Origin of the sequence: Parasphingopyxis sp. (assembly GCF_052168275.1) — a bacterium.
Lineage (GTDB): Bacteria > Pseudomonadota > Alphaproteobacteria > Sphingomonadales > Sphingomonadaceae > Parasphingopyxis.
Window position 1 is genome coordinate 1 of record NZ_JBQLZM010000140.1, and the last position, 25795, is coordinate 25795.

Annotated in this window: 17 protein-coding genes and 1 tRNA gene; 9 read left to right on the plus strand and 9 right to left on the minus strand. The window is 64.0% G+C overall.

The features are described from left to right. Both ACTS1X_RS12780 and ACTS1X_RS12785 read right to left on the minus strand, forming a co-directional pair. A partial coding sequence (locus tag ACTS1X_RS12780; RefSeq protein ID WP_442614788.1) for an NAD-glutamate dehydrogenase domain-containing protein occupies positions 1-3547 on the minus strand: 3547 nt, incomplete at its 3' end. A 93-nt stretch (positions 3548-3640) separates the two neighbouring features. Beyond that, entirely contained in the window at positions 3641-4951 is a 1311-nt protein-coding gene (locus tag ACTS1X_RS12785; RefSeq protein ID WP_442614789.1) for a PAS domain-containing protein, read from the minus strand. Between the two features lie 163 nt (positions 4952-5114). On the opposite strand from ACTS1X_RS12785, the gene ACTS1X_RS12790 reads away from it, so the two are divergent. Beyond that, positions 5115-5190: transfer RNA gene (locus ACTS1X_RS12790), tRNA-Thr, on the plus strand. Positions 5191-5364: 174 nt separating this feature from the next. Here ACTS1X_RS12790 and ACTS1X_RS12795 read toward each other — a convergent pair. Beyond that, on the minus strand, positions 5365-6039 hold the full coding sequence (locus tag ACTS1X_RS12795) for a hypothetical protein (RefSeq protein ID WP_442614812.1): 675 nt from the start codon (positions 6037-6039) through the stop codon (positions 5365-5367). Here ACTS1X_RS12795 and ACTS1X_RS12800 point away from each other — a divergent pair. From ACTS1X_RS12800 to ACTS1X_RS12810, 3 genes are all read left to right on the plus strand, one after another. Then, a complete protein-coding gene (locus ACTS1X_RS12800) occupies positions 5935-6333 on the plus strand; it encodes a hypothetical protein (protein WP_442614790.1) in 399 nt (132 codons plus the stop codon). The two genes, ACTS1X_RS12795 and ACTS1X_RS12800, sit on opposite strands and share 105 nt — an antisense overlap. Positions 6334-6512: 179 nt before the next feature. Next, entirely contained in the window at positions 6513-9521 is a 3009-nt protein-coding gene (locus ACTS1X_RS12805) for a TonB-dependent receptor plug domain-containing protein (protein ID WP_442614791.1), read from the plus strand. A gap of 36 nt (positions 9522-9557) precedes the next feature. After that, positions 9558-11231 carry a DUF885 family protein gene (locus ACTS1X_RS12810; protein ID WP_442614813.1) on the plus strand — a complete coding sequence of 558 codons (1674 nt, stop codon included), beginning with the start codon at positions 9558-9560 and terminating at the stop codon, positions 11229-11231. A 26-nt stretch (positions 11232-11257) separates the two neighbouring features. Here ACTS1X_RS12810 and ACTS1X_RS12815 read toward each other — a convergent pair whose 3' ends face one another. Continuing rightward, complete coding sequence (locus ACTS1X_RS12815; protein WP_442614792.1) at positions 11258-12097, minus strand: IclR family transcriptional regulator domain-containing protein; 840 nt, start codon at positions 12095-12097, stop codon at positions 11258-11260. 154 nt (positions 12098-12251) lie between these two features. Here ACTS1X_RS12815 and ACTS1X_RS12820 point away from each other — a divergent pair, with 154 nt between their 5' ends. Beyond that, the gene (locus ACTS1X_RS12820; protein WP_442614793.1) at positions 12252-13658 is read left to right on the plus strand and encodes an aminotransferase; all 1407 of its coding nucleotides are present in this window, start codon (positions 12252-12254) and stop codon (positions 13656-13658) included. A 9-nt stretch (positions 13659-13667) separates the two neighbouring features. On the opposite strand, the gene gcvPB is transcribed toward ACTS1X_RS12820, so the two are convergent. Then, complete coding sequence (gene gcvPB, locus ACTS1X_RS12825; protein WP_442614794.1) at positions 13668-15224, minus strand: aminomethyl-transferring glycine dehydrogenase subunit GcvPB; 1557 nt, start codon at positions 15222-15224, stop codon at positions 13668-13670. Further along, positions 15221-16630, minus strand: a complete 1410-nt coding sequence (gene gcvPA / locus ACTS1X_RS12830) for an aminomethyl-transferring glycine dehydrogenase subunit GcvPA (RefSeq protein WP_442614795.1) — start codon at positions 16628-16630, stop codon at positions 15221-15223. The genes gcvPB and gcvPA overlap by 4 nt, the downstream gene beginning before the upstream one ends. A gap of 149 nt (positions 16631-16779) precedes the next feature. Here gcvPA and ACTS1X_RS12835 point away from each other — a divergent pair, with 149 nt between their 5' ends. Both ACTS1X_RS12835 and ACTS1X_RS12840 read left to right on the plus strand, forming a co-directional pair. After that, complete coding sequence (locus ACTS1X_RS12835; protein WP_442614814.1) at positions 16780-17901, plus strand: ATP-NAD kinase family protein; 1122 nt, start codon at positions 16780-16782, stop codon at positions 17899-17901. A 1-nt stretch (position 17902) separates the two neighbouring features. Then, positions 17903-18610 carry a CoA transferase subunit A gene (locus ACTS1X_RS12840; protein WP_442614796.1) on the plus strand — a complete coding sequence of 236 codons (708 nt, stop codon included), beginning with the start codon at positions 17903-17905 and terminating at the stop codon, positions 18608-18610. A 12-nt stretch (positions 18611-18622) separates the two neighbouring features. Here the strand turns inward: ACTS1X_RS12840 and ACTS1X_RS12845 are convergent, their stop codons facing one another. Beyond that, complete coding sequence (locus ACTS1X_RS12845) at positions 18623-20056, minus strand: NAD-dependent succinate-semialdehyde dehydrogenase (protein WP_442614797.1); 1434 nt, start codon at positions 20054-20056, stop codon at positions 18623-18625. Continuing rightward, entirely contained in the window at positions 20053-20961 is a 909-nt protein-coding gene (locus ACTS1X_RS12850; RefSeq protein WP_442614798.1) for a polysaccharide deacetylase family protein, read from the minus strand. Before ACTS1X_RS12850 ends, ACTS1X_RS12845 begins: the two co-directional genes overlap by 4 nt. A gap of 77 nt (positions 20962-21038) precedes the next feature. On the opposite strand from ACTS1X_RS12850, the gene ACTS1X_RS12855 reads away from it, so the two are divergent. Next, positions 21039-22682, plus strand: a complete 1644-nt coding sequence (locus ACTS1X_RS12855; protein WP_442614799.1) for a DUF885 family protein — start codon at positions 21039-21041, stop codon at positions 22680-22682. 6 nt (positions 22683-22688) lie between these two features. Here ACTS1X_RS12855 and ACTS1X_RS12860 read toward each other — a convergent pair whose 3' ends face one another. Then, a complete protein-coding gene (locus ACTS1X_RS12860; RefSeq protein ID WP_442614800.1) occupies positions 22689-24032 on the minus strand; it encodes a M24 family metallopeptidase in 1344 nt (447 codons plus the stop codon). 106 nt (positions 24033-24138) lie between these two features. Here ACTS1X_RS12860 and ACTS1X_RS12865 point away from each other — a divergent pair, with 106 nt between their 5' ends. After that, a complete protein-coding gene (locus tag ACTS1X_RS12865) occupies positions 24139-25794 on the plus strand; it encodes a DUF885 family protein (RefSeq protein ID WP_442614801.1) in 1656 nt (551 codons plus the stop codon). Position 25795 lies beyond the last annotated feature (1 nt).

The window sequence follows — 25795 nt, forward strand, 5'->3', positions numbered from 1 at the left end:
GCAGCGCGTCGTGCCCGTCATTTTCGGCGAGCGACAATGCGAGCGTCTGCAACCGGTTGTCCTCGAGAACCAGGTCCGCGACCTCGTCGGTCATCGAGACGAGCAGCGCGTTGCGGTCGTCGAATTCGAGCCGTCCCTCGGCCATTTCCCGATTGAGCGGGATCTTGATGTTGACCTCGTTGTCCGAGCAATCGACGCCTGCGCTGTTGTCGATGAAATCGGTGTTGATCCGTCCGCCATGCATGGCGAACTCGATCCGACCCGCTTGGGTGAGGCCGAGATTGGCGCCCTCGCCGATCGCCTTGGCGCGAACGTCCTTGCCGTTCACCCGCAACTTGTCATTCGCCGGATCGCCGACCTCGATATGCGCTTCGCTCGATGCCTTGATATAGGTGCCGATGCCGCCGAACCAGATCAGGTCGATCTCGGCCCTGAGGATCGCCGAAATGATCTGCGAGGGTCGCATCACCTCTTCGGACACGCCGAGCATCTCTCGCACCTCGGGCGAAAGGGGAATCTCTTTCTGCGCCCGCGAGAAAACGCCGCCGCCTTTCGAGATCAGCTTTTCGTCATAATCCTCCCAACTCGAGCGCGGGAGTTCGAACAACCGGTTGCGCTCTTCCCAGCTCGCCGCCGGGTCGGGGTCGGGGTCGAGGAAGATATGCCGGTGGTCGAACGCCGCGACGAGCTTGATCGCCTTGGAGAGCAGCATGCCGTTGCCGAACACATCGCCGGACATGTCGCCGCACCCGCCGACCCGGATCGGATCGGTCTGCACGTCGACACCCAGTTCGAGGAAGTGCCGCTGGACCGAGATCCACGCGCCCTTGGCGGTGATGCCCATCGCCTTGTGGTCGTAGCCGTAGCCGCCGCCGCTCGCGAACGCGTCGCCGAGCCAGAAATTGCGCTCCAGCGCGATCGCGTTGGCGACGTCGGAGAAGCTCGCCGTCCCTTTGTCCGCCGCGACGACGAAATAGGGATCCTCGCCGTCGCGGATCACGACGCGGTCGGGATGGACGACATCGTTTTCGACGAGATTATCGGTGACCGACAGCAGAGTCCGGATGAAGATGCGGTAACTTTCCGTGCCTTCCGCGATCCAGGCGTCGCGATCTTCTGCCGGGTTGGGCAGCGCCTTGGGGAAAAAGCCGCCCTTCGCGCCGGTCGGGACGATCACGGCATTCTTGACGAGCTGCGCTTTCATCAGGCCCAGTATCTCGGTCCGGAAATCGTCGCGCCGGTCGGACCAGCGCAGGCCGCCGCGGGCGATCGGCCCGCCGCGCAGGTGGATGCCTTCGACGCGGGGGCTGTACACCCAGATTTCGCGCCACGGTACGGGCGCGGGAAGGCCCGGAATGGCCGCACTGTCGAGCTTGAACGCCAGCGCTTCGGTGGCGGCGGACGAAAAGGCGTTGGTCCGGAGGCACGCATTCACGACCGCGCGGATCGCGCGCAGGATCGTGTCGTCGTCGATCGCCGCGACCTTGGTAAGCGCGCCGTCGATCCGGCCGTTGAGCGCACTCACCTCGCTGTCCCGATCGCCTTCGAAATCCGGGTTGTGCAGCGTATCGAACAGCTGGACGATCGCGCGCGTGATATCCGGTTCGTCGCGCAGCGTTTCGACGACCGTTGCGAGGCCGTAGCTCAATCCCGTCTGGCGCAGATAGCGGAACCAGGCGCGCAACAGCGTCACGTCGCGTGGATTGAGCCCGACCGACACGATCAGCTGGTTGAACTCGTCATTCTCCGCCCGGCCCTCGAGCACGGCCGACAGCGCTCCTTCCTTGATCCCGGCACGCGCGATCAGGCCGTCCAGGTCGGGTATGTCGTCGATCTCGAGCAGGAAATCATGGATGTAACCGAGCCGCCCGCCATCGAGCGGGGTCGGGATTTCCTCGAGCACCCGGAACCCGAAATTCTCGAGCACCGGCACCGTGTCGGACAGCGGTATCGACGCGCCGAGCCGATACAGTTTGAGGCGCAGCTGCGATCCGGCATCGCCTTCGAGCCGATAGAGCCGGACGCCGCGCTGATAGTCGTTCAGTCCGCGCAGGCGCAGAATGTCCTTGGCGGCCTCCTCGGCGCCATATTCGCTGCGATAGCCGTTGGGAAACGCGTTGGCATAGGCGAGCGTCAGGCGCGCCGCCCTGGCGGAGGGCAGACGTTCGCCAAGCTCGGCCTCGACCGCCGGGGACCATCCGCGGACCATCTGCTCGATCTCGGCATCGAGCGCCTCGGCGTCGGGTTCCTGCGCGTTTTCGCCGATATCGAGCGTGTAGCGGATAAAGGCGAGATCGCCGTCGCCCAGTTCGATCGACCAACTCGAGATCATAGACCCCGTCGCTTCTTCGAGCCGGGCGCCGATCGTCGTGCGCCGCGTCGTCGACATCTCGTCGCGCGGCATCCAGACAAAGGCGAACAGGTGTCGCTGCATCGGCCCCTTGATCAGCAGCAGTTTCGGGCGCGGCCGGTCGGCGAGCGACATCGCGGTCAGTGCCGCCTGCTTCATCGACTCCGCGTCGAATGCGATCAATATGTCGTGCGGTAGGCGGGACAGCGCGTGTTCGAGCGCCTTGCCCGCATGGCTGTTAGCATCGAATCCCAGATCCTTTTCCAGCGCTTCGAGCCGCCCGCGCAGGACCGGGACCTTGTCGGCCGGCGCGGCGAGCGCGACGCTGGTCCACAGGCCCGCATGGACCGACAGGCGCGTCAGTTCGCCGTTTTCGTGGATCGGCACGATCGCCAGATCGAGCGGCACGCGCCGGTGTACGGTCGCGATCCGGTCGGCCTTGGACAGCAGCGGAGCGGAGCCGCCATTTTCGAAATAGCTGAACGCCGCCTCGCGCGTGCGATGATTCCAGCAGGAGGGGCCGGGCGCGCGGAAGATGCCGAGCCCGGTTTCGCGATTTCCCTGCCGGTCTTCGACATAATGGCCGACCTGGGTGAAATGATGGTCGGCGAACCATTCGAGCAGCGCCTTGCCCTCCTCGTCGGCGATGCTTTCGGCATCGCCTCGCATCCGTTCCTGCAGCGCCGGCCAGTCCCGCACGGCGGCACGGACGTCGAGCAGGACCTGATGAACGTCGGCCAGCAGCTCGAGACGGGTGCGCGCATCGGCGCGGTCGATCTCGAGATAGACGAACGATTCGCGGTTGGCCGCACCGTCCTCGGCGCCCAGTTCGACGATATGATGCTGTTCGTCGCGCGCCACCGATACGATCGGATGGAGCAACCGCAGAACGGTCAGCCCGTGGGCGCCGACCGCGCCGGTGATCGAATCCACGATGAAGGGCATGTCGTCATTGACGATCGCCATGCGGATGAAGCGCCGTCCCTTGTCGTCGGTGATCGATTCCAGCCGGACTTCGGCCATGCCCGGCAGCCGTTCGGCCGCCGCGGCGGCGACGAAGCGAGCGGCCTCCATGGCTTCGGCATCGCTGAAATTGTCGGTTTCCCCGGGCAGCGCGCCATGGACGAGGGCGCGGGCTATGGCTGCGATATGGGCTTCGGTTTGCTCGCTTTGCGAGTCGTGCGGAACCTGATTCATGGCGCGCAGCTATGCGCCCCAAATTGGGGCTACTCAACCCTTGTATGAACAGCTGTTTTCGCGCCTTCGGGGCGCCGTGCCCGCCAGCTCGCGCTAGCCTGCGGTCTTGCGGATCGCGCGTTCGGTCAACGCCTTGTCGTGCGGCACCGCGCCGATCACGGCGAGCCGGCCGTCGGGCAGGCGGCGGGCCATGAGCAGGGCGAATTCCTCGCCGTCGCCGGCGTCGGTTTCCAGCTCGACATAGGCCTGGGCCGGCGCGTTGCGCAATTCCTCGCGGGCCGCTTCGAGCCGGTCTGGCTTTGCGGCGGGCCGGCGTGCGGCGCGCTCGGCCGCGACGACCGCCTTGAGGCCGCCCTTCTGCGCCTTCAGATAGTCGGCGAAGGTGCCCGCGGCGATATGTTCGCGTTTGGCATGGGAGAGCGCGGCCGCGAATTCGGTCAGCCGCGTCTTGTCGTAATCGACGCCGAAGACGAGCTTCACGATCGGCGTCATCGGCGCGCGATCCTGGCCCGTTATGCCGGCATCGTCGAGGATTTCCTGATAGTCGTCCGGTTCGGCTTCGGCGCTCAGGGCGAAGTCGTAGGCGCGGCCCAGCGCTTCATAGAGCACGGCGCGGCTGCGCTGGTCGGCGGACTTGGCCTGCTCGGCGCTCTCGCGTGCCGCGACGAGATGATCGGCTACGCTTTCGGGCTCGGCGACGCTGTCTTCGAAAGCGGCAAGGCCGCCGTCATCCCGTACCGGCACATCGTCGACGTCCGGGTCGGTCGCGAAACCGTTACTCGGTCCATCGGCCCAGACCGGCGCGCTTTCTTCCGACGCGGGTAAATTGGCGGCGAGCGACCGGTCGACCGCCTGTTGGAGTTCGGCCTGGACCGCGGCGCTAGCGACTTCCTTCCAGTTGATCACGCCATAGATGAAGTCGATCGTATCGTCGTCGGACGAGAAAGGCATGAGGATACCGCGATACAGCGTGTTGACGTCGCGATGGTTTTCGAACTCCGCCTCGAAGCCCACGGGAGCCTGATTGGCGATGATCTGCATATAATGGTCGGTGAGGCGCGAGAGCAGCGAGCGGGGCGGGACATCGTCGATGGTCTCGATCCCGTCTTCGATGTCGCATTCGGCGCGCAAAGCGCCGCCGAGCCACGCGATCGAGGGATTGTTGACCCCGCCGGTGAAGTCGAGAAGCACGCTGTTGGGGCCGAAGTCGCTGATGCTGGCCGGATCGAGATCCTCGATCGAGGGATAGGCGCGGTCGCGCAGTAACGAGGCCCAGTGATTATAGGCACGGACATGCATCCGCCGCTCGTCGGTACCGATCTCGGGCGGCGCGTCGATCGCGGCATCGCCTTCCATATCGGCGACACCGCTTTCGTCGGTGCCGAAAGGCCGGGGATTGTCCATAGCGTGTTCGCCCTCGCGCAAATGGTTTACGGAAGCCTTATGCACCGTGATGGTTTACGAACGGTAAACCCTGCTGCACGGCGGCGAAGCGGCGATGCGGCAAATATCCGGCTTGTTTCGTCGGACCGCTCTTGGTAAGGGCCACCGCCCGTCGAGGGTCAGTGCCGCTTTAGCTCAGCTGGTAGAGCATCGCATTCGTAATGCGGAGGTCGCGTGTTCGAGTCACGCAAGCGGCACCACACTCCATTTATGTTTTACGTCGATGGTTTGGCGCCTATTTCCTCACTGCTGATTTCCGCGGGTTTCGGTTCATTGTTTCGATGACCGGATATGGCAGTCTGCTCTGGGGCTCGTCAGGGCGCGAACCACGCATCACCTCCTCTCCGATCGGGGCCAATCCGGACACTGCTGTTCTATTCGGGTGCGCGCCGCGCCTCGATCCAGCGACCGACAAGATGGTCCGACGACTTGCACGCCTCGACGCGGACGTCGAAATTCCGGTCGCGCAGAAGGTTTGCGGCTTCTTTTAGCTGTTCGGGCGTGGGGGCGGCGTCGACCATGGCGCCCATGCGCTGCGCGTGTTCGTCAAGCTGCGCGGCAAAATTGTCGGCTTCCGCGGGATTCGCCCCACCCGCCCCGCGCAGCGCGCCGATGAATGCCGCCGTGCCGTCGAGTACCAGGCTGTTGCCGGAGCCTTGCGCTCGACCGGCAATCTCCATTTGCAGCGCCCAAAGGCGGTCGGGCGCATAGGGTGAAAGTGCGGCGGTCAGGCTGTCCGCGAGCGATACCGTCTCTAGCAGCCAGGCGACCTGCGCGACCTGTTCTCTCGCCTGTCGGCACACCTCGCCATCGCGCGCGTGGACGAGCGCCAGAAACGACGTGTTGCAAACACGCGCCACTTCCCCCACCGCTTCCGCGAGCCCGGCATATTCCAGACCGAACTGGCTGACCATGATGTCGACGCTGCGGTCGGGAAACGGCAGATGCGCAAGATCGATCCCGCCCCGAAACCGCATGAACTCGCTGCCGGGCGGGATATCGGCGACAATATCGACGCCGACCAGTTCGACCGCAGCCTGGTGATGCAGGGCGTTCCGCGCATGATCGAGAACGGCGCCACGCCCCGTTCCAAGATCGCATATACTCTTAACGCCGTCGAGAGCGGAGAACCATTCGCTCCATCGCCGGGCAATGTGCTGTTGCGCGGCCGGCGGGAATTGCGCCGTGCAACCATGCTGGCCCGTTTGTGCCCAGAACGACGCCCAAAGGGCATCCTTTGGCTCTCGGTTGCAGCCCGCGGCGATCGGTTTGCGAGGTTCCTGTGCGATGGTGTGTTTTCACCTTGGCGCCAGCGAGTGTCAAACAGATATTTGTGCGTATAGCGAACGTAATGTGCGCAATGCGGTCAAAATAGATTGACAGCCGGTATACGTGTAGTGAATATGTAAGATATTGGAATCAGCCTAGCAGGCGAGGCACTCGGAATAATCAACGGTTAATCGCGCTATTTTGACGTTGAAGCCGGGGGTTCTGCTAGATCGGCAATTAACGGGAGGGCAAGTTGCAGACCAAGTATCTCAAATCCGCCAATGGCGAAAAGATGCGAACGTCAGTTCGGATTCTGATGGTGGGCACCGCGCTTTCGGCGGTTGCCTTGGCGAACCCTGCTTTCTCGCAGACGAACACCGGCACGCAGTTGCCCCAGACCGAGCCGTCCAATCCGACGGGCGTATCTGACTCCGCGGATGCGGATGCCGGCAACGGTCAGCCGATCGTCGTTACTGGCTCGCGTCTTATCCGACGTGACCTCATCGCGCCGAGTCCGGTCACGACGGTTGACGCGGAAGCCATCGCACAATCGGGCGATGTTACCCTCGAGGCGACTCTCAACGAGTTTCCTCAACTTACCCCAGACACGACCAGCAACACCAACCAGAGCGGCGGCACCGGTGTGCTCAGCGTTGACTTGCGCAGTCTCGGGGCCGTGCGGACGCTTGTCCTCGTCGATGGCCGGCGCTTCATTCCCGCCGATGTCACCGGCCTGACCGATCTCGCGACAATCCCAGACCTGCTGATCGATCGGGTGGAAATCATCACCGGTGGGGCGTCGGCTGTCTACGGGTCGGATGCCATTGCCGGCGCGGTCAACTTCGTTCTCAGACGCGATTTCGAAGGCGTGGAGGCGCGTTATCAATACCGGACGACCGAGCGAGACGACGGTGAGACGCACAAGGCGGACCTGCTCCTCGGCGTGAACGCCCCCGACGGTCGCGGCAATCTCACGGCCTATGGTTCCTACACCACCCGCAACGCGGTGTTCGCCGGGAACCGGCAGTTTTCGCGTATTCCCTTGTTGGCGGATTCGACCGGCACGTTGCAGCCCTTCGGGTCCGGCAACATTCCCGGCGGATTGATCGGCCTTAACAGCGCGTTCTTCCCCCAGATACAGGGCGTGGATCTGGTCGGCGCACAGGCCACCTGTCCCGGGCCGATACAGGGCATACGCTTCGGACCGAACGGCGAGCCCCTGCCGTTCTGCCGGCCCGAGGACCAGTTCAACTATGCTGCGCCGAACTTCCTGCTCCGCCCCCTAGAGCGCTACCAGTTCGCAGCGATCGGCCATTATGAGTTGGGCGATCGGATCGAGGCTTACGCGCAGTTCTTCTACACGAATAAGGAAAACGCGTTCCAGCAGGCACCGGAAGCCGTAAGTCCGACCAGCTTCGGCCAGAGATCCGGCACGATCCTGATTCCCAACGCTGATACGAACCCGCTCTATCCGCAGCCGCTGCGCGACTTCTTCGCGGCCAATCGCGGTTTCTTCGATGCGGACGGCGACGGTATCTTTACCATCAACAGCGTGGGGCGCCGGTTCGAGGAATTCGGGCCGCGCAACGTCTCGATCGGTGCGGACAGCTTTGGCGGGACTCTTGGACTGCGCGGGGACTTCGACCTGATCGGCGAGAATCCCTGGCGATGGGATCTGTTCGGACAATATCAGCGTTCGGACGTGTCGATCGTGCGGCAAAACCTGCTGTCCAAATCGCGCACGACGCTCGGCCTCGACGTCGTGGTGGTGAACGGCCAGCCGCAATGCCGGATCGATTTGCTCGGTTGCGTTCCCGTGAATATTTTCGGGACAGCGACGCTGACGCCGGAGATGGCAGAATTTTTAAGCGTGAACACGCGTACCGATGACCGGTTTACCCGCAGTGTTGTCGGAGCGTCGGTTGCCGGCGATGTTTTCGAACTGCCGGCGGGGCCCGTATCCGCCGCGTTCGGCATGGAGTATCGCGACGAGACCTTTCGGACGGTGCCCGACGAGACGGCGCTTTCCGGCGATCTTGCGGCCACCGCGATCCCGCCGATAATCAATAACGGTTCGTTCAATCTCTTCGAGCTGTTCGGTGAGGTACGTATCCCCATCTTGGAGGGCCTGCCGGCGATCGAAAGCCTCGCCATCGAGGGTGCGCTCCGATATTCGAACTACTCCACGATCGACGAGGTGTTTACGTACAAGCTCGGCATCGACTGGGAGATCACCGATTGGATTCGCGTGCGCAGCTCTTATAGCCGCGCGATCCGGGCGCCGAATCTGGACGAGCTGTTCGCGCCGCCGCAGGCGGGCTTCACCGGTGGTGTCGATCCCTGCGTTGCGGCGAACAATCCGACCGCCGCCCAGCGGCAACTGTGCCTCGCCCAGGGCGTGCCTGCCGCGATCCTGCCGACGCTCGACGTGGGCGCGAGCCAAGGTTTCAACGTGTTGTCGGGCGGCAACCAGAATCTCAACGAAGAGAGCGCCGACAGCTACACGATCGGCGCCGTCTTCACGCCGCCCTTCGCAAACAATCTGTCCTTCACCATCGACTATTTCGATATCACGGTCGACGACGCGATCGCGAATGTTAGCGCTCAGCAACTCGTGGACACTTGCTTCCAGACACTCGACGAGTCCAGCCTCGCCTGCCGGGCGATCACTCGTTTGCCGACTGGCAACATCGATCAAGTGGCGGCCCCGCTGCTGAATGTCGCCAGTCGCAAAGTGCGCGGCATCGATTTTACCGCGGGATGGCGGATCGACTTGCCGGACGCGATTTCGCTTTTCGATGGCGGGAGCAATCTCGACCTGCGCCTTGTGGCGACATGGCAGCTCGAAGATAGCACCGTTCCGTTCGAAGGTCTGGCAACGGTCGAGTGCGCGGGTTTCTATGGCGGCCCTTGCTCGAGCGACAGCGTTCGCCTGACGCCGGATTTCCGAGCGTTCTTCAGCGCGGTCTATTCCAGTGGCCCGCTCGAGCTGCGTACGGAGGTGAAACATATCGGGGACTTCGATCTTTCGACGCTCGCTTTTCCGAACGAGAACGGTACGATCGAACCGGAAACCTATGTCGATATTTTTGGCAGCGTCGAGGTGATCGAAGAGTTTCAGCTGTTCGCCGGCGTGTCGAATCTGTTCGATAATCAGCCGCCGGTCATCGGCTTCCGCGCGGGCGGGGACACTAACACCAACGTCCAGCTATACGACGTTCTCGGCCGGCAGTTCTTCTTTGGAGCGAGACTCAGCTTCTGATCGCGCTACTGAACCGAACATGGTTTCTTGGAGGATATGATGATCAAAAAAGCGAAGCTCGCTCTCTGCGCGGGCGTGGCGCTGGCCGCCGCAACCCCGGCCCTTGCGCAAGACAGATGTCCGATTCCGACCGGCGAGGGCAGCTATGCCGATCTCGTTGCGCTCTATACCGAGTTCCGCAACTGGCGTGACGATATCGCGATCGTCGGCGAGATTTCGGACAGTGCCGAGTGGCAAGGAATCGAAGACTGGAGTGATCAGGCGGTAGAACGCCGTCGCCGAACGATTGCCGAGATGCTCGATCGGATACAGACACTCGATGTTGCCGCCTGGCCGCGCGAACAGCAGGCCGAGTATCTCGCCGTTCGCGCCACGCTCGACGAACAGAACTTCCTGCTGAACGTCTCGAAACCATGGGAGCGCGATCCCGGCTTCTATGTCGACCGGATGTTGGGCGTCACATTCGCCGACCTGTCCGTGAACGGAGACGATCGGGCGCTGCTGCGACGTCAGTTGCAGGGGATTCCGGTTCTGGTCGAGCAGGCGAAACGCAACCTCGACAATATGGCGGCTGATTATGCCGATCTCGCACTTCATAATCTGGAAAACGCCGACGGTGTAGGCCATGGCCACCCCTTTCGCGAGGTTCCGCCGGCCGGCGTGATTGGCTGGTACGACGACATGCTCGCGCGCGCCGACGCCAATTCCGATCTGCGCGCAGACATCATCAACGCACGTGTGGCGGTCGTCGACTTTCGCGACTGGCTGACCGAGCAGAGGCCGCGCATTACCGCCGATGCCGGCGTCGGCGAGGAGAATTTCAACTGGTATCTCGAGCATGTGAAGCTGATGCCGTATTCGGCGCGCGACATCATCCTGCTCGGCGAGAGGGAGCTTCAGCGGCTTTGGTCCATGCATGCCATTGAGCGTAACCGCAATCGCAACCTTCCCGAACTGCAGCCCGCGGCGAATGCGGCCGAATACCAGCGCCGCATCGAGGAAACCGATCGACGCGTGCGCGAATTCATCGTCAATGAGAATTTCATTTCGATCCCGCCCTATATCAACGAACTCGACACGAATGTGCCGTGGATCGTCCGGCCACAAGGGCGCAACTTCTGGGAAGAGGTCCAATATCGGGATCCGGCTCCCGACCACATACACGCGGTCATTCCCGGGCATCGCTATGACGGCGTTGTCGAACGGAACAATACCCACCCGATCCGCGGACACCTGACCGATGGCGCCCGCGTCGAAGGATGGGGTGTGTATCTCGAGGAGGCCATGCAGCGCGCCGGCTATTTCGATGACATGCCCCGTAGCCGCGAACTGATCGACATTTTCGGCATCTTCCGTGCGGCGCGCGTGCCCGCCGATGTCTGGCTCCAGCTCAACGAGATGAATGTCGACCAAGTCATTCGATACTGGCGCGAACGGGTGCCGTATCTTGATGAAAATGTCGCGCGGGTGGACGCGGAGATTTATCTGCGGCGCCCGCCGGGCTACGGGCTTGGATATACAGTTGGCATGATCCAGATGCAGCAGCTCGTCGCCGACGCGAAACGGCTTCAAGGCGAGGATTTCGATCTCATGGCTTTCCACGACGATTTCATGGCGAGGGGGCGGTTGCCGCTTTCAGTGCTTCGCTGGGAAATTACCGGAATCGACGATGAGGTATGCCAGTTCTGGGATCGCGATCCGTTGCCTTAGGCGCAGAATAGCCGAAAGGCAGACAATCAGAGCCTGGTGGTAATGCGGCGCGCGGCAGTTAGCAGATGCGGCAGGATTTCCTGTTTCATTCCCTCGACGGACAGGCGCGAGGACGGGCAGCATACGTTGAGCGCGGCGATCGTCGCGCCGCCTTTGTCCCGAACGGGTACCGAAATTGAGCGCAGGCCTATTTCGAGTTCCTGATCAACGATGCTGTAGCCCATCTGCCGTGCCTCGACGATCGCCTCGCGCAGTTTCACCTTCGAGGTTATCGTGTGTTCGGTAAGCTTTTCCAGCGTCACTTCATCAAGATATTCGAGCAGCTCCTCTTCGGGTTTTTCCGCCAGCAGAACCCGGCCGGTCGAGACGGCGTGCGCGGGTGCGCGGCTGCCGACGGTGATGCTCACATCGACAAGCCGGTCGGAACTCGCTCGCGCAATATAGGTGACGTCCTCCCCCGTCAGAACCGCCGCGAAGACCGATTCCTGGACCGTTTTTGAAAGGCCGTTCATGACGGGTTGAAAGACTTCCACCACACCCATCGACGAAAGCACCGAATAGCCGAGTTGCAAAACCTTCGGCCGCAAAGCGAACAGCTTGTCATGTTTGTCGGCATATCCCTCGCGAACCAGGGTCAGCAGGAACCGGCGTACGGTCGCCCGCGTCATTCCAGTCGATTTCGCAACCTCGCTCAGGGTCATCTTCGGTCGCGCGCGGGTGAAGGCGCAAATGACTTCCAGCCCCCGTGCCAACGAATTCACATAGTCGCGATCGCTGATCACCAGCTCTGTCGGCGGGTCTGATTCGAAGTGCGGAGTATCCTTTCCGCCGCCGGTATCCGTTGCGCTTGTGCCGATGTCGTTCATGGGCGCTCCCTGTCGCTTTTCCCGGTTCTAGCCGTTGGCGGGGTCCAGGTCGAGACGGTGCGCCAAGACATCTTTCATGACCGCGCCAATCGCGCTAAGGTCTGTACAGCGGACAAAAGTTCGCATAGCGACGAAACTCGTAAGGAGATAGCGTGTGACCGACAGCGTGCAGATGGACCCGGAAACGCTTTCGTCGATCGACCGCCGGTTTGCCTTCCATCCCTTTACCGCGCTGGGTGAACATATGCGGAGCGGGCCGCCGATGATGATCACCAGCGGTAAGGGTTGTCGGCTGCAGGACGATCAGGGCCGGGGCTACATCGATGCGATGGCCGGCCTGTGGTGCGTCAATCTGGGATACGGGCGCGAGGACCTCGCGGCGACGATGAAAGAGCAGGCAGAGGACCTCGCCTATTGGCACGCCTTTTCGTCGATGGGCAGCGACAAGCCCGCATTGCTCGCCCGCCGATTGATCGAACTGGCGCCGGCCGGAATGTCGAAGGTGTTCTTCGGAAATTCCGGATCGGACGCGAACGACACGCAGATCAAGCTCGTCTGGTATTACAACAATGTCCGCGGTCTGCCGAAGAAAAAGAAGATCATCGCTCGGGAGCGCGGCTATCACGGGGTGACGATCATGACCGGCGGGGTCACCGGGCTGCCCGGCCTCCATGCCGGCTTCGACCTGCCGTTGCCCTTCGTGAAGCACACCACCGCGCCCCGGCGGTTATGGGAAGGGCAGGGTCTCAGCGACGCGGAATTCACCGCGCGTCTGGCTGACGATCTCGAACGGCTGATCGAGCGCGAAGGCCCCGACACGATCGGAGCCATGATCATGGAGCCGATCATGGGTGCCGGCGGGGTGATCGACCCGCCGGAAGGATATTATCAGGCGATCGGCGAGATCCTTCGCCGGCACGACATTCTGATCATCGCCGACGAGGTCATCTGCGCGTTCGGACGGCTCGGCGCGATGTTCGGGTCCGAGATGGTCGGTCTCGAACCCGATCTTATCACGGTCGCGAAGGGGCTGACCTCGGCCTATTTTCCGCTTTCGGGCTGCATTGTGTCGGAAAAGGTCTGGGAGGTGCTGGTTGAAGGCGGCGAGCGTTACGGCGTCTTCGGACATGGCTACACCTATTCGAGCCACCCGATCGGAGCGGCGGTCGGGCTGCGCAACCTCGAACTGATCGATGAGCACGCCATGCTGGAGACCGTCGCCGACCGCGGGGCATATCTCCAAAAAAGACTGCGCGCTGCCTTCTCCGACCATCCGATGGTCGGCGAGGTCCGTGGTCAGGCGCTGATCGGAGCCGTCGAATATGTCCGCGCGAAGGACCCCGCAGTCGCCTTCGATCCCGCCCTCAAGGTGGCGCCGCGCATCATTTCCGCGGCGCTCCGGCGCGGCGTCATTTCCCGCGCCTTGCCCAACGCCGATACGACATCTTTCTCGCCACCGTTCACGATCAGCGAGGCAGAAATCGACGAGGTTGTCGCGGCGATGCGCGACGCGGTCGACGAGGTGATGACAGAGCTGATCCGCGCCGGCGAATTCGAGTAGCAAGGGCGTTCAGCGCGCCGCTTTGTCCGCTTTCTTGCGTAGATAGGCGCGCCACGTCGTCGCCCAGTTGTCGGGGTTGTCGAGATCGGTGTCGGCGAGTTTGCCGACCGCCTGATTGTGCGGCGCCGTCTTGACGATTTCGGGATCGCCATAGGCCTCGTCGGAAATCCGGCGGAGCACGGCGATCCAGTAATCGATATCCTCTTTCGACCACATCTCGCCGGCCTCGGGCGTGAAGGGCTGCGGCACGATCCACGGTTCGTGGCTGAGCCAGAAGGCGTCGACGCCGAAATCGACCATCCGGTTCTGCACGTCGAGCGCGGAGACGCCGGTTTCCTCGAACAGCCGCTCGAGGCTGAACCGGGTCATCTCGATCCGCCAACCCTCGATCTCGGGATGCGAGCGCGTGACGCCGCGTATCGCGAGCAGCTCCTTTTCCATATAATTGTTGAGCAGCACCGACATGTCGGACGCCTCCGCGATGCCGTCGGCGCCCATCGCGCGGGTCCAGCTGTACGCTTTGACGACCTGCTGCATATTCCCCAGATATTCGCGCACCTTGCCGGCCGAATGCGCGGTATCTTCCAATCCGTAGCGCTCGCCGTCGAAAGTCACGAGCGGTCCTGGCAGAAACGGTTCAAGCTCCGCCGTGCAGCCATAGGCGCCGACTGCCGGACCGCCGCCGCCCTTGGGCACGCCGAAGGTCTTGTGCAGCATGAACATGCAGGCATCGAAGCCGAGGTCGCGCGCGCGGATCTTGCTCATCACGCCATTGAAATTCGCGTGATCGTAGAAGCACAAACCGCCTGCATCGTGGACGATCTCGACCCATTCGGCGATATGCGGGTTGTAGATCCCCATATCGTCTGGATTGTTGATCATCAGCGCAGCGGTGCGATCGGAGACCGCGGCGCGCAGCGCATCGATCGATGGATAGCCATGGTCCTCGAGCGGGAGCGTTATGACGTCGTAGCCTGCCGCCGCTGCCGTCGCCGGATTGCACGGGTGCGACTGGATACTGGTGACGATCTGATCGCGGGTTGCGCCTTCGCCGCGCGCCTCGTGATAGGCGCGCGTCACCACCGCGTGCGTATAGGCGGCATCGGCACCGCCGGCGGGCTGGAAGATGAACCGATCCATGCCCGACAGCGCCCGGAGACTGCGGTCCATCCGGTGAACGATCTCAAGCAGCCCCTGGATCGTGTCGGGATGCTGGGCCGGATGGATCGCCGCGACTTCGGGCATCGCGGCGATTGCCTCGTTGAGACGCGGATTGTATTTCATCGTGCAGGTGCCGAACAGGCTGATCCCCATCATGCCCAGCGTTTCCTGCGAGAGATGCAGGAAATGCCGAAGCACATCGGGTTCGGACATTTCGGGCAGTTCGGGCGCCGCGCTGCGTCGCAGCTGCTCGGGGACGAGATCGCGCGCCGGGCCTACAGCCACGTCGACCACCTCCTCGGGAGCTGGGAAATGCTGTGCCCGCCGGCCCTCGACGCTCATCTCCATGAGCAACGGCTCGTCCCAGACCGCGGCGTGATACCGGCGAATTTCAGGCTTGCTCATCGTGCGCAGATCTCCCCGAGGCCGTCCGCCAGCCGTTCGATATCATCCGCCGTGTGGACCTCGGTAACGCAATAGAGCGACGACCGGCCGAACGCGGGGAGGTGTTCCGACAGGTCGAGGCCGCCGAATATTCCGCGTTCTCGCAAGGTAGCGTTGATGTCGGCGACCGTCCTGCCGGTGGCGGTGAAATCGACGACGAACTCCTTGAAGAATCCGGTCGGATAGCGGATCGAGATGCCGTCGATGGCGGCGAGGCGCGCCGCTGCATAATGCGCGCGGGAGATGACCAACTCGCCCAGATCGCGGAAACCCTGCGGGCCGAGCATCGCCATGTAGACGGCGTTGGCGATCGCCCACAGATAGGTGGAGTTGCCCGTCCAGTCCTTGCCGTCTTCGCGCGAGCCGTACGAGCTTTGGTGCATCAACATCATGCCGAAGCCGTGCGCTCCCTCCACGGTCTCGGCGATACTCAACATGAGCGTTGGATATTCGTGCGCGTAACGCGGCTCGTCGCGGGTCGCGATGAAACCGCCGAGCCCGCCGCCCGCGAACATGTGCACGCCGAGCGGCTGGGTCGAGCCGACGACGATATCGGCCCCGTATCGACCCGGCGCTTCGAGTATCCCGAGGCTGATCGGATCGACGCCGACGATTGTTTCGGCACCCGCGGCGCGGGCCGATGCGGCGATTCCGGCGATGTCGGTCTCGATCATCCCGAGCCAGGACGGATTCTCGATATAGACGGCCGCAACATCCGGTCCCAGCCGGTCGGCGAGCGCGGCCAGGTCCAGGCGGCCGGTCGCCGGATCGGTGGCGATCTCGACGATCTCGATCCCGGTATCGCGGCGCGCGGAACGGCAATAGTTGCCGATGACGCTCCGGCGTTCGGGATCGAGCGAAGCCGGCAACAGAACCCGTTTCCGCTCGGTGATGCGTTCGGCCATCCTGATTGCATGCCCCGCGGCGCAGCCCCAGCTATAGACCGGCAGCCCGACCATATCCATCGCCAAGAGTTCACCGAGCTGGCTTGCAAACTCGAACCAGGCCTGATTGCGTCCATGATCGGATGAAGGCGTCCCCCAGACCGGGGTCAGGAATTCGCTGCGCCCGACGATCTCGTCGCAGACCGCCGGCACGTGATGCTGCCAGATGCCGCCACCGAGAAAGTTGAGATTGTCCTCGCACGACTGGTTGCGCTTCAGGATCGTGCGCAGATGGCGCCTCAGTTCGACTTCCGAACTCAGGGATTCCGGAAGTCCGATATCCCCATGCATCCGGTGCGCGTCGGGGATCTGCGCGAACAGTTCTTCGCAGTCGTCCACGCCCAGGACATCGAGCAGCTGCCGCCGCCCGGCGGCGGTCGAATTGGGCATGTACGGATGGGCGGGCAGGGGTCGGTCGGTCATCGTTCTTGCCGCGTTTATCGACCCGGATTTCGGAAAAAGCAACCGCATGGTGAACTTTTGTTCCCTATGCGCCCATTTTTGCTTAATGTCTTGGTGCCGGTCGCCGCGAAGCGGCGCCCGTTCGCAATCAAGGGGTAGGGACGCTGAAAATCGGTCTCGTCGTAAATCCGGTCGCCGGGCTTGGCGGGCCGCTGGGACTGAAGGGCACCGATGGCCCGCTCGGGGAGATCGCGCGCCGGCAAACCGACGAGGTGCATGCGGCGATGCGCGCCGCGCGTGCGCTGGCCGCGCTGGCGGAGAGCGGCGGCGAGTTCGAACTCCTTGCCGCGGCGGACGCGATGGGCATGGATGCCGTCGAAGCTGCCGGCCTTACCGCCACAGGCGTGTTCGAGCCCGGCCGGCCGACCAGTCCGGCCGACAGCGAGCGCGCCGCACGTCGTATGCTTTCCGAGGGGATCCAACTCCTCCTGTTCTCCGGCGGCGACGGAACCGCGCGCGACATCATGCGGGCAATCGGCGAGGCTGTTCCGGTGCTGGGCATTCCTGCCGGGGTGAAGATGCACTCGGCGGTGTTCGCCCGCACTCCGCGCGAGGCCGGGGAAATTCTCGCCGCACTGGTCGCCCAACCGGTCGCGGGGCGGCGCTATGCGTCGGCGGATGTCGTCGACCGAGACCCCACAGCCGCACCGCGGCTGTTCGGGACGATGCGCGTTCCCGTCGATCCCAGACGGATGCAGCCCGCCAAGTCATCCCCCGCGGCGCGTGGCGAAGCCCGGCTGCGCGGAGCCCGCGAGACGCTGGCCGCGATGGCGCGCGACGATCCGCTGACCATTATCGGTCCGGGATCGACGACGTTGATGCTCAAGCAGCTGCTCGATGGCGGCGGCACGCCGCTCGGGGTCGATGTCTATTCCTACGGCCGCCGCATCGCCGGCGACGCCGACGCGCGTGCGATCCTCGATGCCGCGAGGGCCGCCGAGTCTGGCCGCCTGATTCTCGGCGTGATCGGAGGCCAGGGCTTTCTGATCGGCCGCGGCAACCAGCAGATCGGTCCGGACGCCATCCGCCGGATCGGTCGGGCGAATATCATCGGCCTTGCCTCGCTCGAGAAGATCGCGGCGCTCCCCGACGGGTCGCTCTTCGCCGATACCGGCGACGCGCAACTCGACCGCGAACTGGCCGGCTATGTTCCCGTTCAGGTCTCGGCCGCAAACCGGATCCTGATGCCGCTCAACACGCACCTCAAACGAACCACCGGAGAAAATAGGTAGTATGACGGACAAGCTCTATCCCGATGCGGATGCGGCGCTCGAAGGCGTTGCGCGCGACGGCATCACGATCATGTCGGGGGGGTTCGGCCTGGTCGGAAACCCGGAGAATCTGATCGACGCGCTCAAGCGCGCGGCGGTGCGCGAACTGACGGTGATCTCGAACAATTGCGGCGCCGACGGTTTCGGCCTCTGGCAGCTGCTCGCGAACGGTCAGATCCGCAAGATGATCTCTTCCTATATCGGCGACAACAAGCTGTTCGAGCAGCTCTACCTGTCGGGCGATCTCGAACTCGAACTCAATCCGCAGGGCACTCTCGCCGAGCGTATCCGGGCCGGGGGTGCGGGCATCCCGGCCTTCTATACAGCCACCGGTGTCGGTACGGTCGTCGCGGAAGGCAAGCCGACCGAAGAATTCGATGGCCGCTTCTATGTGCGCGAGCGCTGGCTGCGCGCCGACCTTTCGATCGTCAGGGCCTACAAGGCCGATCTCGCCGGAAATCTCGTCTACCGGAAGACCGCGCGCAACTTCAATCCGCCGATGGCGACCGCGGGCCGGGTGACGATCGCCGAGGCCGAGCATATCGTCGCGACCGGCGAGCTCGATCCCGACTGCATCCACACGCCCGGCATCTATGTCGATCGCGTCATCCAGGGCCGAAACTACGAAAAAAGGATCGAGCATCTCACGACGCGGCCGCGCCCGGCATAACCGCGCGGGAGGCTATCCCTGGGCGACGAGCTTGGAATCGAGATAGGATCGTACGCCCTCGATACCGCCTTCCTGGCCATGGCCGCTGTCGCCGACGCCTCCGAAAGGGGTTTCGGGATGCGAGACCGCCAAACTGTTTATGCCAACCATTCCAGCCCTGATCCGGTGCGCAAGATCGAGCGAACGCCTGGCGGAGCCGGTAAAGGCGTAGGCCGCTAGCCCGTAATCGAGGGCGTTCGCCTGCGCGATCGCCTCTTCCTCGTCGTCGAAACTCAGGATCGGCACCACCGGACCGAAGGGTTCCTCGGCCATGATGCGGGCGGCCGGGTCGACATCGGTAACGACGGTCGGGCGATAGAAGAACCCCGTGTTGCCGGCTCGGCGGCCGCCGGCGTTGATCGTCGCTCCCCGATCGACGAGATCCGCCACCAGCCCTTCGACGGCCTCGATCCGCCGCTGATTCGCGAGCGGCCCCATCGTGCTTGCCGGATCGAGGCCGTCCCCCAGAACCAAGCTTTCGGCCTTGGCCGCGAAACGCTGCACGAAGCGGGCACTGATGCTGGAATGAACGAAAAACCGGGTCGGCGCGATACAGACCTGCCCGGCGTTGCGGAACTTGCCCGCCGCCAGCGGCTCGACGATCGCGTCCGGATCGGCATCCTCGCAGACGATCACCGGTGCATGGCCGCCGAGTTCCATGGTGCTCGGCTTCAGGTGCCGACCGGACAATTCCATGAGTCGCCGCCCGACCGCCGTCGACCCGGTGAACGTCACCTTGCGGATGACGGGCGAGGCGATCAGATGCTCGGAGATCTCCGACGGGTCGCCGAATACCAGGTTGAGTACCCCTCGCGGGAGTCCGGCATCCTGAAAGGCGCGCGCGATCTCGATCGCCGTGCCCGGCGTTTCTTCGGATGGCTTGAGGACGATCGAGCAGCCGGCGGCCAGCGCGGCGCCGATCTTCCGCGCCGGCGTGAGCGCCGGGAAGTTCCAGGGCGTGAAGGCGGCGACCGGGCCGACCGGCGCATGCAGCGTGAAATGATGAACGCCATCGACTATGCCGGGTATGACGCGCCCATAACCGCGCCGTCCCTCCTCGGCCGACCAGTCAAGGATGGCGGCCGCGGACAGGATTTCGCCTTTCGCCTCGTCGAGAGGCTTGCCCTGCTCGATCGTCAGGATCGTCGCGATCGCCTCGCACCGGCGCCGCAACCGGTCGGCGGCGCCGTGCATGATCTCGCCGCGCTGTACAGGCAGGAGAGCGCGCCAGTGCTCGAACCCCTCGGCGGCGGCCGAGAGCGCTGCGTCAAGATGCTGTACCGAGGCCAGCGGGAACCCGGCGACCGCGTCCCCGGTGGCCGGGTTGACGATATCGGCATAGGCGCCGCTTTCGCGGATCCATTCGCCGCCGATCAACAGCGCCGGATCCGGATAGTCGCAGCTCATGCCCTCGCCTCCCTGTCCGCCCGATCCGCTTCGTGACGGACCCATGCGGCCACCTCGCCATGGGTGGCAAACCAGACGCCGCCCTTGTCGCGCGCGCGTTCGATCAGTGCCTCGAGTATCCAGATGCGCGAGCGGTAGCCGATCACGAAGGGATGCATGACGAGCTGGAACAAGGCGCCGCTCTCCCACGCCGCGTCTAACTCGCGGCAGAAGATTCGGAACACCTCGTCAGGTGGGGTCCAGGGGCGGGTGGCGGGATTGCGATTGAACAGCAGATAGACCGCATCGTCGCGGAGCCATTCGACCGGGATCTCGACGATCCCGCTCGGCGCGCCATCGAGCAGCAGCTCGTAGGGCTCCTCGTCGGCCATCAACGAGCTGTCGTAGGCGAGACCGATCTCTTTGACGATGGCGATCGTCGCCGGGCTCAGATCCCAGTTGGCCGAACGGAAACCGGTCGGCGCCGCGCCGCAAATACGTTCGAGCACGTCGCGGGCGCGGAGCATCAGCTCCCGTTCGGTCCGGGCCTCGAGCTGCGAGTTATTCTCGTGAATCCAGCCATGCATGCCGATCTCGTGCCCCGCATCCCGAATCCGCCGGGGTTCGCCGGGATCGATCAGCGCGCAGACCGCCGGCATGAAGAAGCTCGCGGGCACCTCGTGGCGGCCGAGTACGTCGAGGATGCGCGGCACGCCGACACGCCGGCCGAATTCTCCCCATGCGAGCCGGCCGACGGCCCTCCCGCCGCCGCCGAGTTCGAACGCCTCGTGGTCGCAATCGAACGACACGGCGAAGGCGCAGCGCGACCCATCGGGCCAGCGCGCGGGCGCCAATGAACGGCCGGCACGGACGCGGCCGATGATCGCCCGCCATGCCTCTTCGGATAGTTCCCAGGGTTCGGTCACGACTCTCGCTCCTTGGCGTTCTTGTTCGCATATTATACAAGTGTTCGCGAATCCATGCGTTTGCGGAGTTTTTTGTCATGCGCCTGCTTCCACTGTTCGCCGTGCTCCTGCTTTCGGTTGGCACGCCGATTCAGGCTGGCAACACGGACGACGCGCTGGTCACGCTCTATGCCAGTTTCCGCGACGCCGTCGAACCGCGGTTCGACGGCGCGATCGCCGACTATTCTCCGCAAGCGATGGCAGCGAGGCATGCGGCGGCCTTGCGTCATCAGGCCGCACTCGAGGCGATGGACGATAGCGGCTGGCCGATCTCCCGGCGGGTCGATTATCTGTTGGCCCTTGCCGAGATGCGTAGCGTCGATTTCCAGCATCGAGTGATCCGACCCTGGGCCCGCGATCCATCCTTCTATTCGACGCTCGATATAGGCTGGGGCCCAAAAATAGCCGGCGCCTTCGCGCCGCCGGTCTTGCCGATCGAAGATCCCGTCGCGCTGGCGCGCTTTTCCGATTCGCTGCGAGCCGTCCCTGCGCTACTCGACCGGGCACGCGCGAACCTGACCGATCTCCGCCGCGATCTGGTCGATCTCGGCATCGCGCACAAACGGACCGAGATGCGGATATTCGGCCAGATGGAACGCAATCTCGCCGGGTATCATCCGGACCTCGTCCCGGCCGCGGCCGCGGCGCGGCATGCGACCGCGGAATTCGTGGCTTGGCTCGAAAGCGAGCGGGCCGGCGCCTCGCCGCAGTCCGGCGTCGGTAGAGCGCGGTTCGACTGGTACGTTCGGCATGTCCTTCTGATTCCCTATAGCTGGGAGGATATGCGCAGGCTGGGCGAGCGCGAATATCAGCGCTCGATCGCCTTTCTCCGGATCGAGGAGCATGAGCATCGCGCCGTCCCCATGCCCGCTCCCGTAACGTCGCTCGCCGCATTCGAGGCGCTGCGCGAGGAGGCCGACGCCGAGCTGCTCGCCTTTCTGCGCGACCGCGACATCATGACGGTGCCCGACTATCTGGTCCCGCCCAGGAACGAAGGCCCCTATGTCATGCCGGTTGATCGCGATCCGGCATCTTCCGGACCGTTCGATCCGCCAATCCGGCGCAATTTCTTTCGCGAGACCGAGGATCGCGATCCCCGCCCCTTGCGCGCGCACAACGTGCCCGGACATTTGCTCGACACGCTCAACCGCGCCCGCGATGACCGGCCCATCCGCGGGCGGGAAAGGCTCAACTTCATCGATTCCTCGCGGATCGAGGGCTGGGCCTTCTATCTGGAGGAGATGCTGCTCCAGGCGGGGTTTCTCGACGAACGCCCGAAGGCGCGCGAAATCCACTATATCCTGCAGGCCAAGCGCGCTGCGCGGATTCTGCCTGAACTCAACATTCACGCCAACGAATGGACGCTCGACGAGGCGATCCGCTCGATGAGCGGGCGCACGCCCTACTGGATGGAGGCCGACGACGATACGGCAATATATGATCTCGGTCTCTATCTCCGGCAGCCCGGGCTCGGCATCAACTATTATTTCGGCAAGCTCCAGATCGAAGCGCTGCTCGTCGCCCGTGCGGCGCAGCTTGGCGAATCGTTCGATCTCAAGGCGTTTCACGACGAGTTCCTGGCCGCAGGCCCGATCCCGATCGCGCTGATCGCCTGGGAAATGACCGGTGAGCCGGGCGCCGTCGCAGACATGCGCCGGGCACCGCCATTGCCCGACCGGTAGGCGGCGCTACTGGCGTGGGATCAGGTGAATTTCTGTCTGCCGCCCGTCGAGATAGCGAAACATGTGACCGTCGAAATAGCCGTCTTCCTCGGTCATGAATCGAACCACCTGGCCACCCCATTCGGGCACCGCCGCGCGCGCGTTGAGCTCGATTGACCAGGCGGTGTGCGGATAGATACCGTAGTCGCCGCGACCGGGCACCGGCTCCTGATTGTCCCACATGCCGATCCACGGACCCGCGCCATGGCCGTGCGTGCCGATCGCGTGGCTGTAAATCGTCGCGTCCAGGCCTTCCCGCTCAACTGCCGCGCGCGCCGCGGCGAGCACTTCGTTGCCTTTCCGGCCGGTCCGGAATTCGCGCGTCAGCAGGTCCTGGACGCGGTTGGCCACGGCCAGGCCCTCGCGCAACCCGCGCGGTGCTTCGGTCTCTCCGGGGCGCAGGACATAGGCGTGATGCTGGGTATCGGTGTTGAGTCCGAGATAGGAGATGCCGAAATCGAGATGCAGGAAATCGCCCGGCTCGATCACCGTCTCGTTGCCGAGCCCCATCGAGGCGATGGCGAAGGTACTTTCGCCGGCGCGCTGAATATTGACGCTCGGGTGGAACCAGGTGTCGAGACCAAGCGCGGCGACCCGTTCGCGGAACCACCAGCGCAGATCGCCGGCGGTCGTGACGCCGGGCGTGATCGCCCGCTCCGACAGACCTTCAGCGATGATCGCATGCGCCAGCCGCACGATCTGCGGATAGGTCGCCATTTCGGCCGGAATGCGGGTCTCCAGCCAGCCGAGCGCGAGCCGGTCCGAGCTGACCAGCCGGTCGGACAGCGGTCCGAGCGCGCCTCGCAGCTCGCGATGCTGGCTCACGGTCAGCCCGTCGGCAAGTGCAAAGTCGCTCGAGATATTGACCGCGATGCGTGCCGGATCGCGGTCGCGAACCAGTTCGGCGATCCGCGCCCATTGATCTGGCTGCTGCTCGGGGTCCCAGGCGGCGGGAAAGATGTCGGCGACCGGATAGCGCGCTACCGCCATCCGCTCGACCCCCAGCTCCTCACCGCGATCGTGGAAGATCAGGACGGTCCTCCGCCGCGCTGAAAGCCAGGTCGCCGGCAGCATCGATTCGAGCACCGGATCCTCGTGATATTCGCGGCCGATGACGATCCACATGTCGATATCGTCGCGTCGCAGCAGCATGGGAATGACGGTATCGAGTCGCTCGCGCAGCCATCGGTCCTCGATCGCGGCACGCTGCTCGAGCGGGAGAATGGCGGGCGGCGGCGGATCGGCGCGCTCCTGCGCGAGCGCCGCTGGCGCGGTGATCGGACCCGTCAGCAGGGCGGCGATCGCCACCATGTATTTTGTTCGCCTTGCGTCCATTTGTACGCATGATACAAGGGTTCCGGGAAGAGAACAAGCGAATGGCGGACAATTCCGCAGCAATCGGGAAAGACGCGCGACCATGATCAATCCGATATCCATCATATTCCGCCTGGGCTTCATCTTCATCCTCGCTTTTCTGCTCGCGGTTCCTGCGCACGCCGGACCTCCGTCCGGCCGGGGTTCTTACGACGATCTCCAGACGCTGTTCTCGGAAATAATACAATGGTCGCCCTATTCGGGTGCGTCGACCGAACCGGATTTCCGTTCGGCTGCGATCGAGGCGAGACGGGCCGAGCTCGCGGAATTCCAAGCCGCGCTGGCCGATATGAACGTCGCGGCATGGCCGCGCGAGCGACAGGTCGACTGGCTGGCGGTCCGCGCGCATCTCGACAAGCAGGATTTCATCCTCCACGTCACCCGCCCCTGGGCGCGTGATCCGGCCTTTTTTGTGCTCGAACTGATCGAGCCGACCTTCGTGGAGCTGCCCGCGAGCGGCGCCGACCTCGATGCGCTGCGAACGCATCTGCGGTCTGTCCCGCGCCTGCTCGCCCAGGCGCGCGAAACGCTGACCGAGGCCGCTGCCGACCATGCCGATCTCGCGCTCTTCCTGCTGGACAATTCGGACGGCGTCGAGAACGGCTATCCGGACCGGGCCGTCGCACCCCAAGGCGCGATTGGCTGGCACCGCGATCTGCTCGAACGCGCTGGAGCGCAACCGCAACTCAGGGCGGACATCGAGGCGGCGATCGCCGCGCTCGAGGGGTATCGCGACTGGCTTGCTGCGGAACGGCCGCGGATGACGGCCGAGGCCGGCGTCGGCGAGCAGATGCTCGACTGGTACATCGCGAATGTAATGATGATGCCCTACAGCTCGGCCGAAGTCGTCTCGCTCGCTCAGCGCGAACTTGACCGTTTGTGGGGCTTCTACGCGATGGAACGCCACCGCAATCGCGGGTTGCCCGAACTGATGCTTCCCGGCAGCGCGGTCGAATACGAAGCGAGAATCGCCGAGACCGACGCGTCGATCCGCGACTGGCTGGTCGAGAATGATTTCATCACCATTCCGGAGCACATTCCGGAGAACTGGCGCGAGATGGGTTTCAACGTGCCGTTCGTCACCCGCGACACGCCGCCCAATTTCTGGGAACAGGTGCAGTATCGCGCGCCCTCGCCCGATCATTTCCACGCCGTCATACCCGGCCATCGGTTCGACGACCGGTTAACACGTCGTCTCGAGAACCCGATCCGTGCGAATCTGCGGTTCGACGGTCGCTGGCAGGGCTGGGCGGTCTATCTCGAGGAGGGGCCGCTCCAGGCCGGCTATTTCGACGATCGAGGGCGCGAGCGTGAGCTGATCTACATTTTCGGGATATGGCGCGCCGCGCGCAGCCTCGGTGATGTCTGGAACCAGCGCAACGAGATGAATGCCGAGGAGACCGTCGATTACTGGATGTCGGCAACCCCGATGCTCGATCGAGCGGTGGCGCGTAAATATGCCAGGCTGCGGCCCGCGCCGGGCCACGGACTCGAGTATACGATGGGCAACCTGCAGATGTGGAAACTGCTCGGCGACCGGCGGCGCCAACTCGGCGACGATTTCGATCTCAGGCGCTTCCACGACAGCTTCATGCAGCGTGGGCAGCTGCCGATCTCGCTGATCCGTTGGGAAATGACCGGGCTCGACGATGAAGTATCGCGCTTATGGGATCGCGAGCCGCTGCCGGGCCGGGAATGAA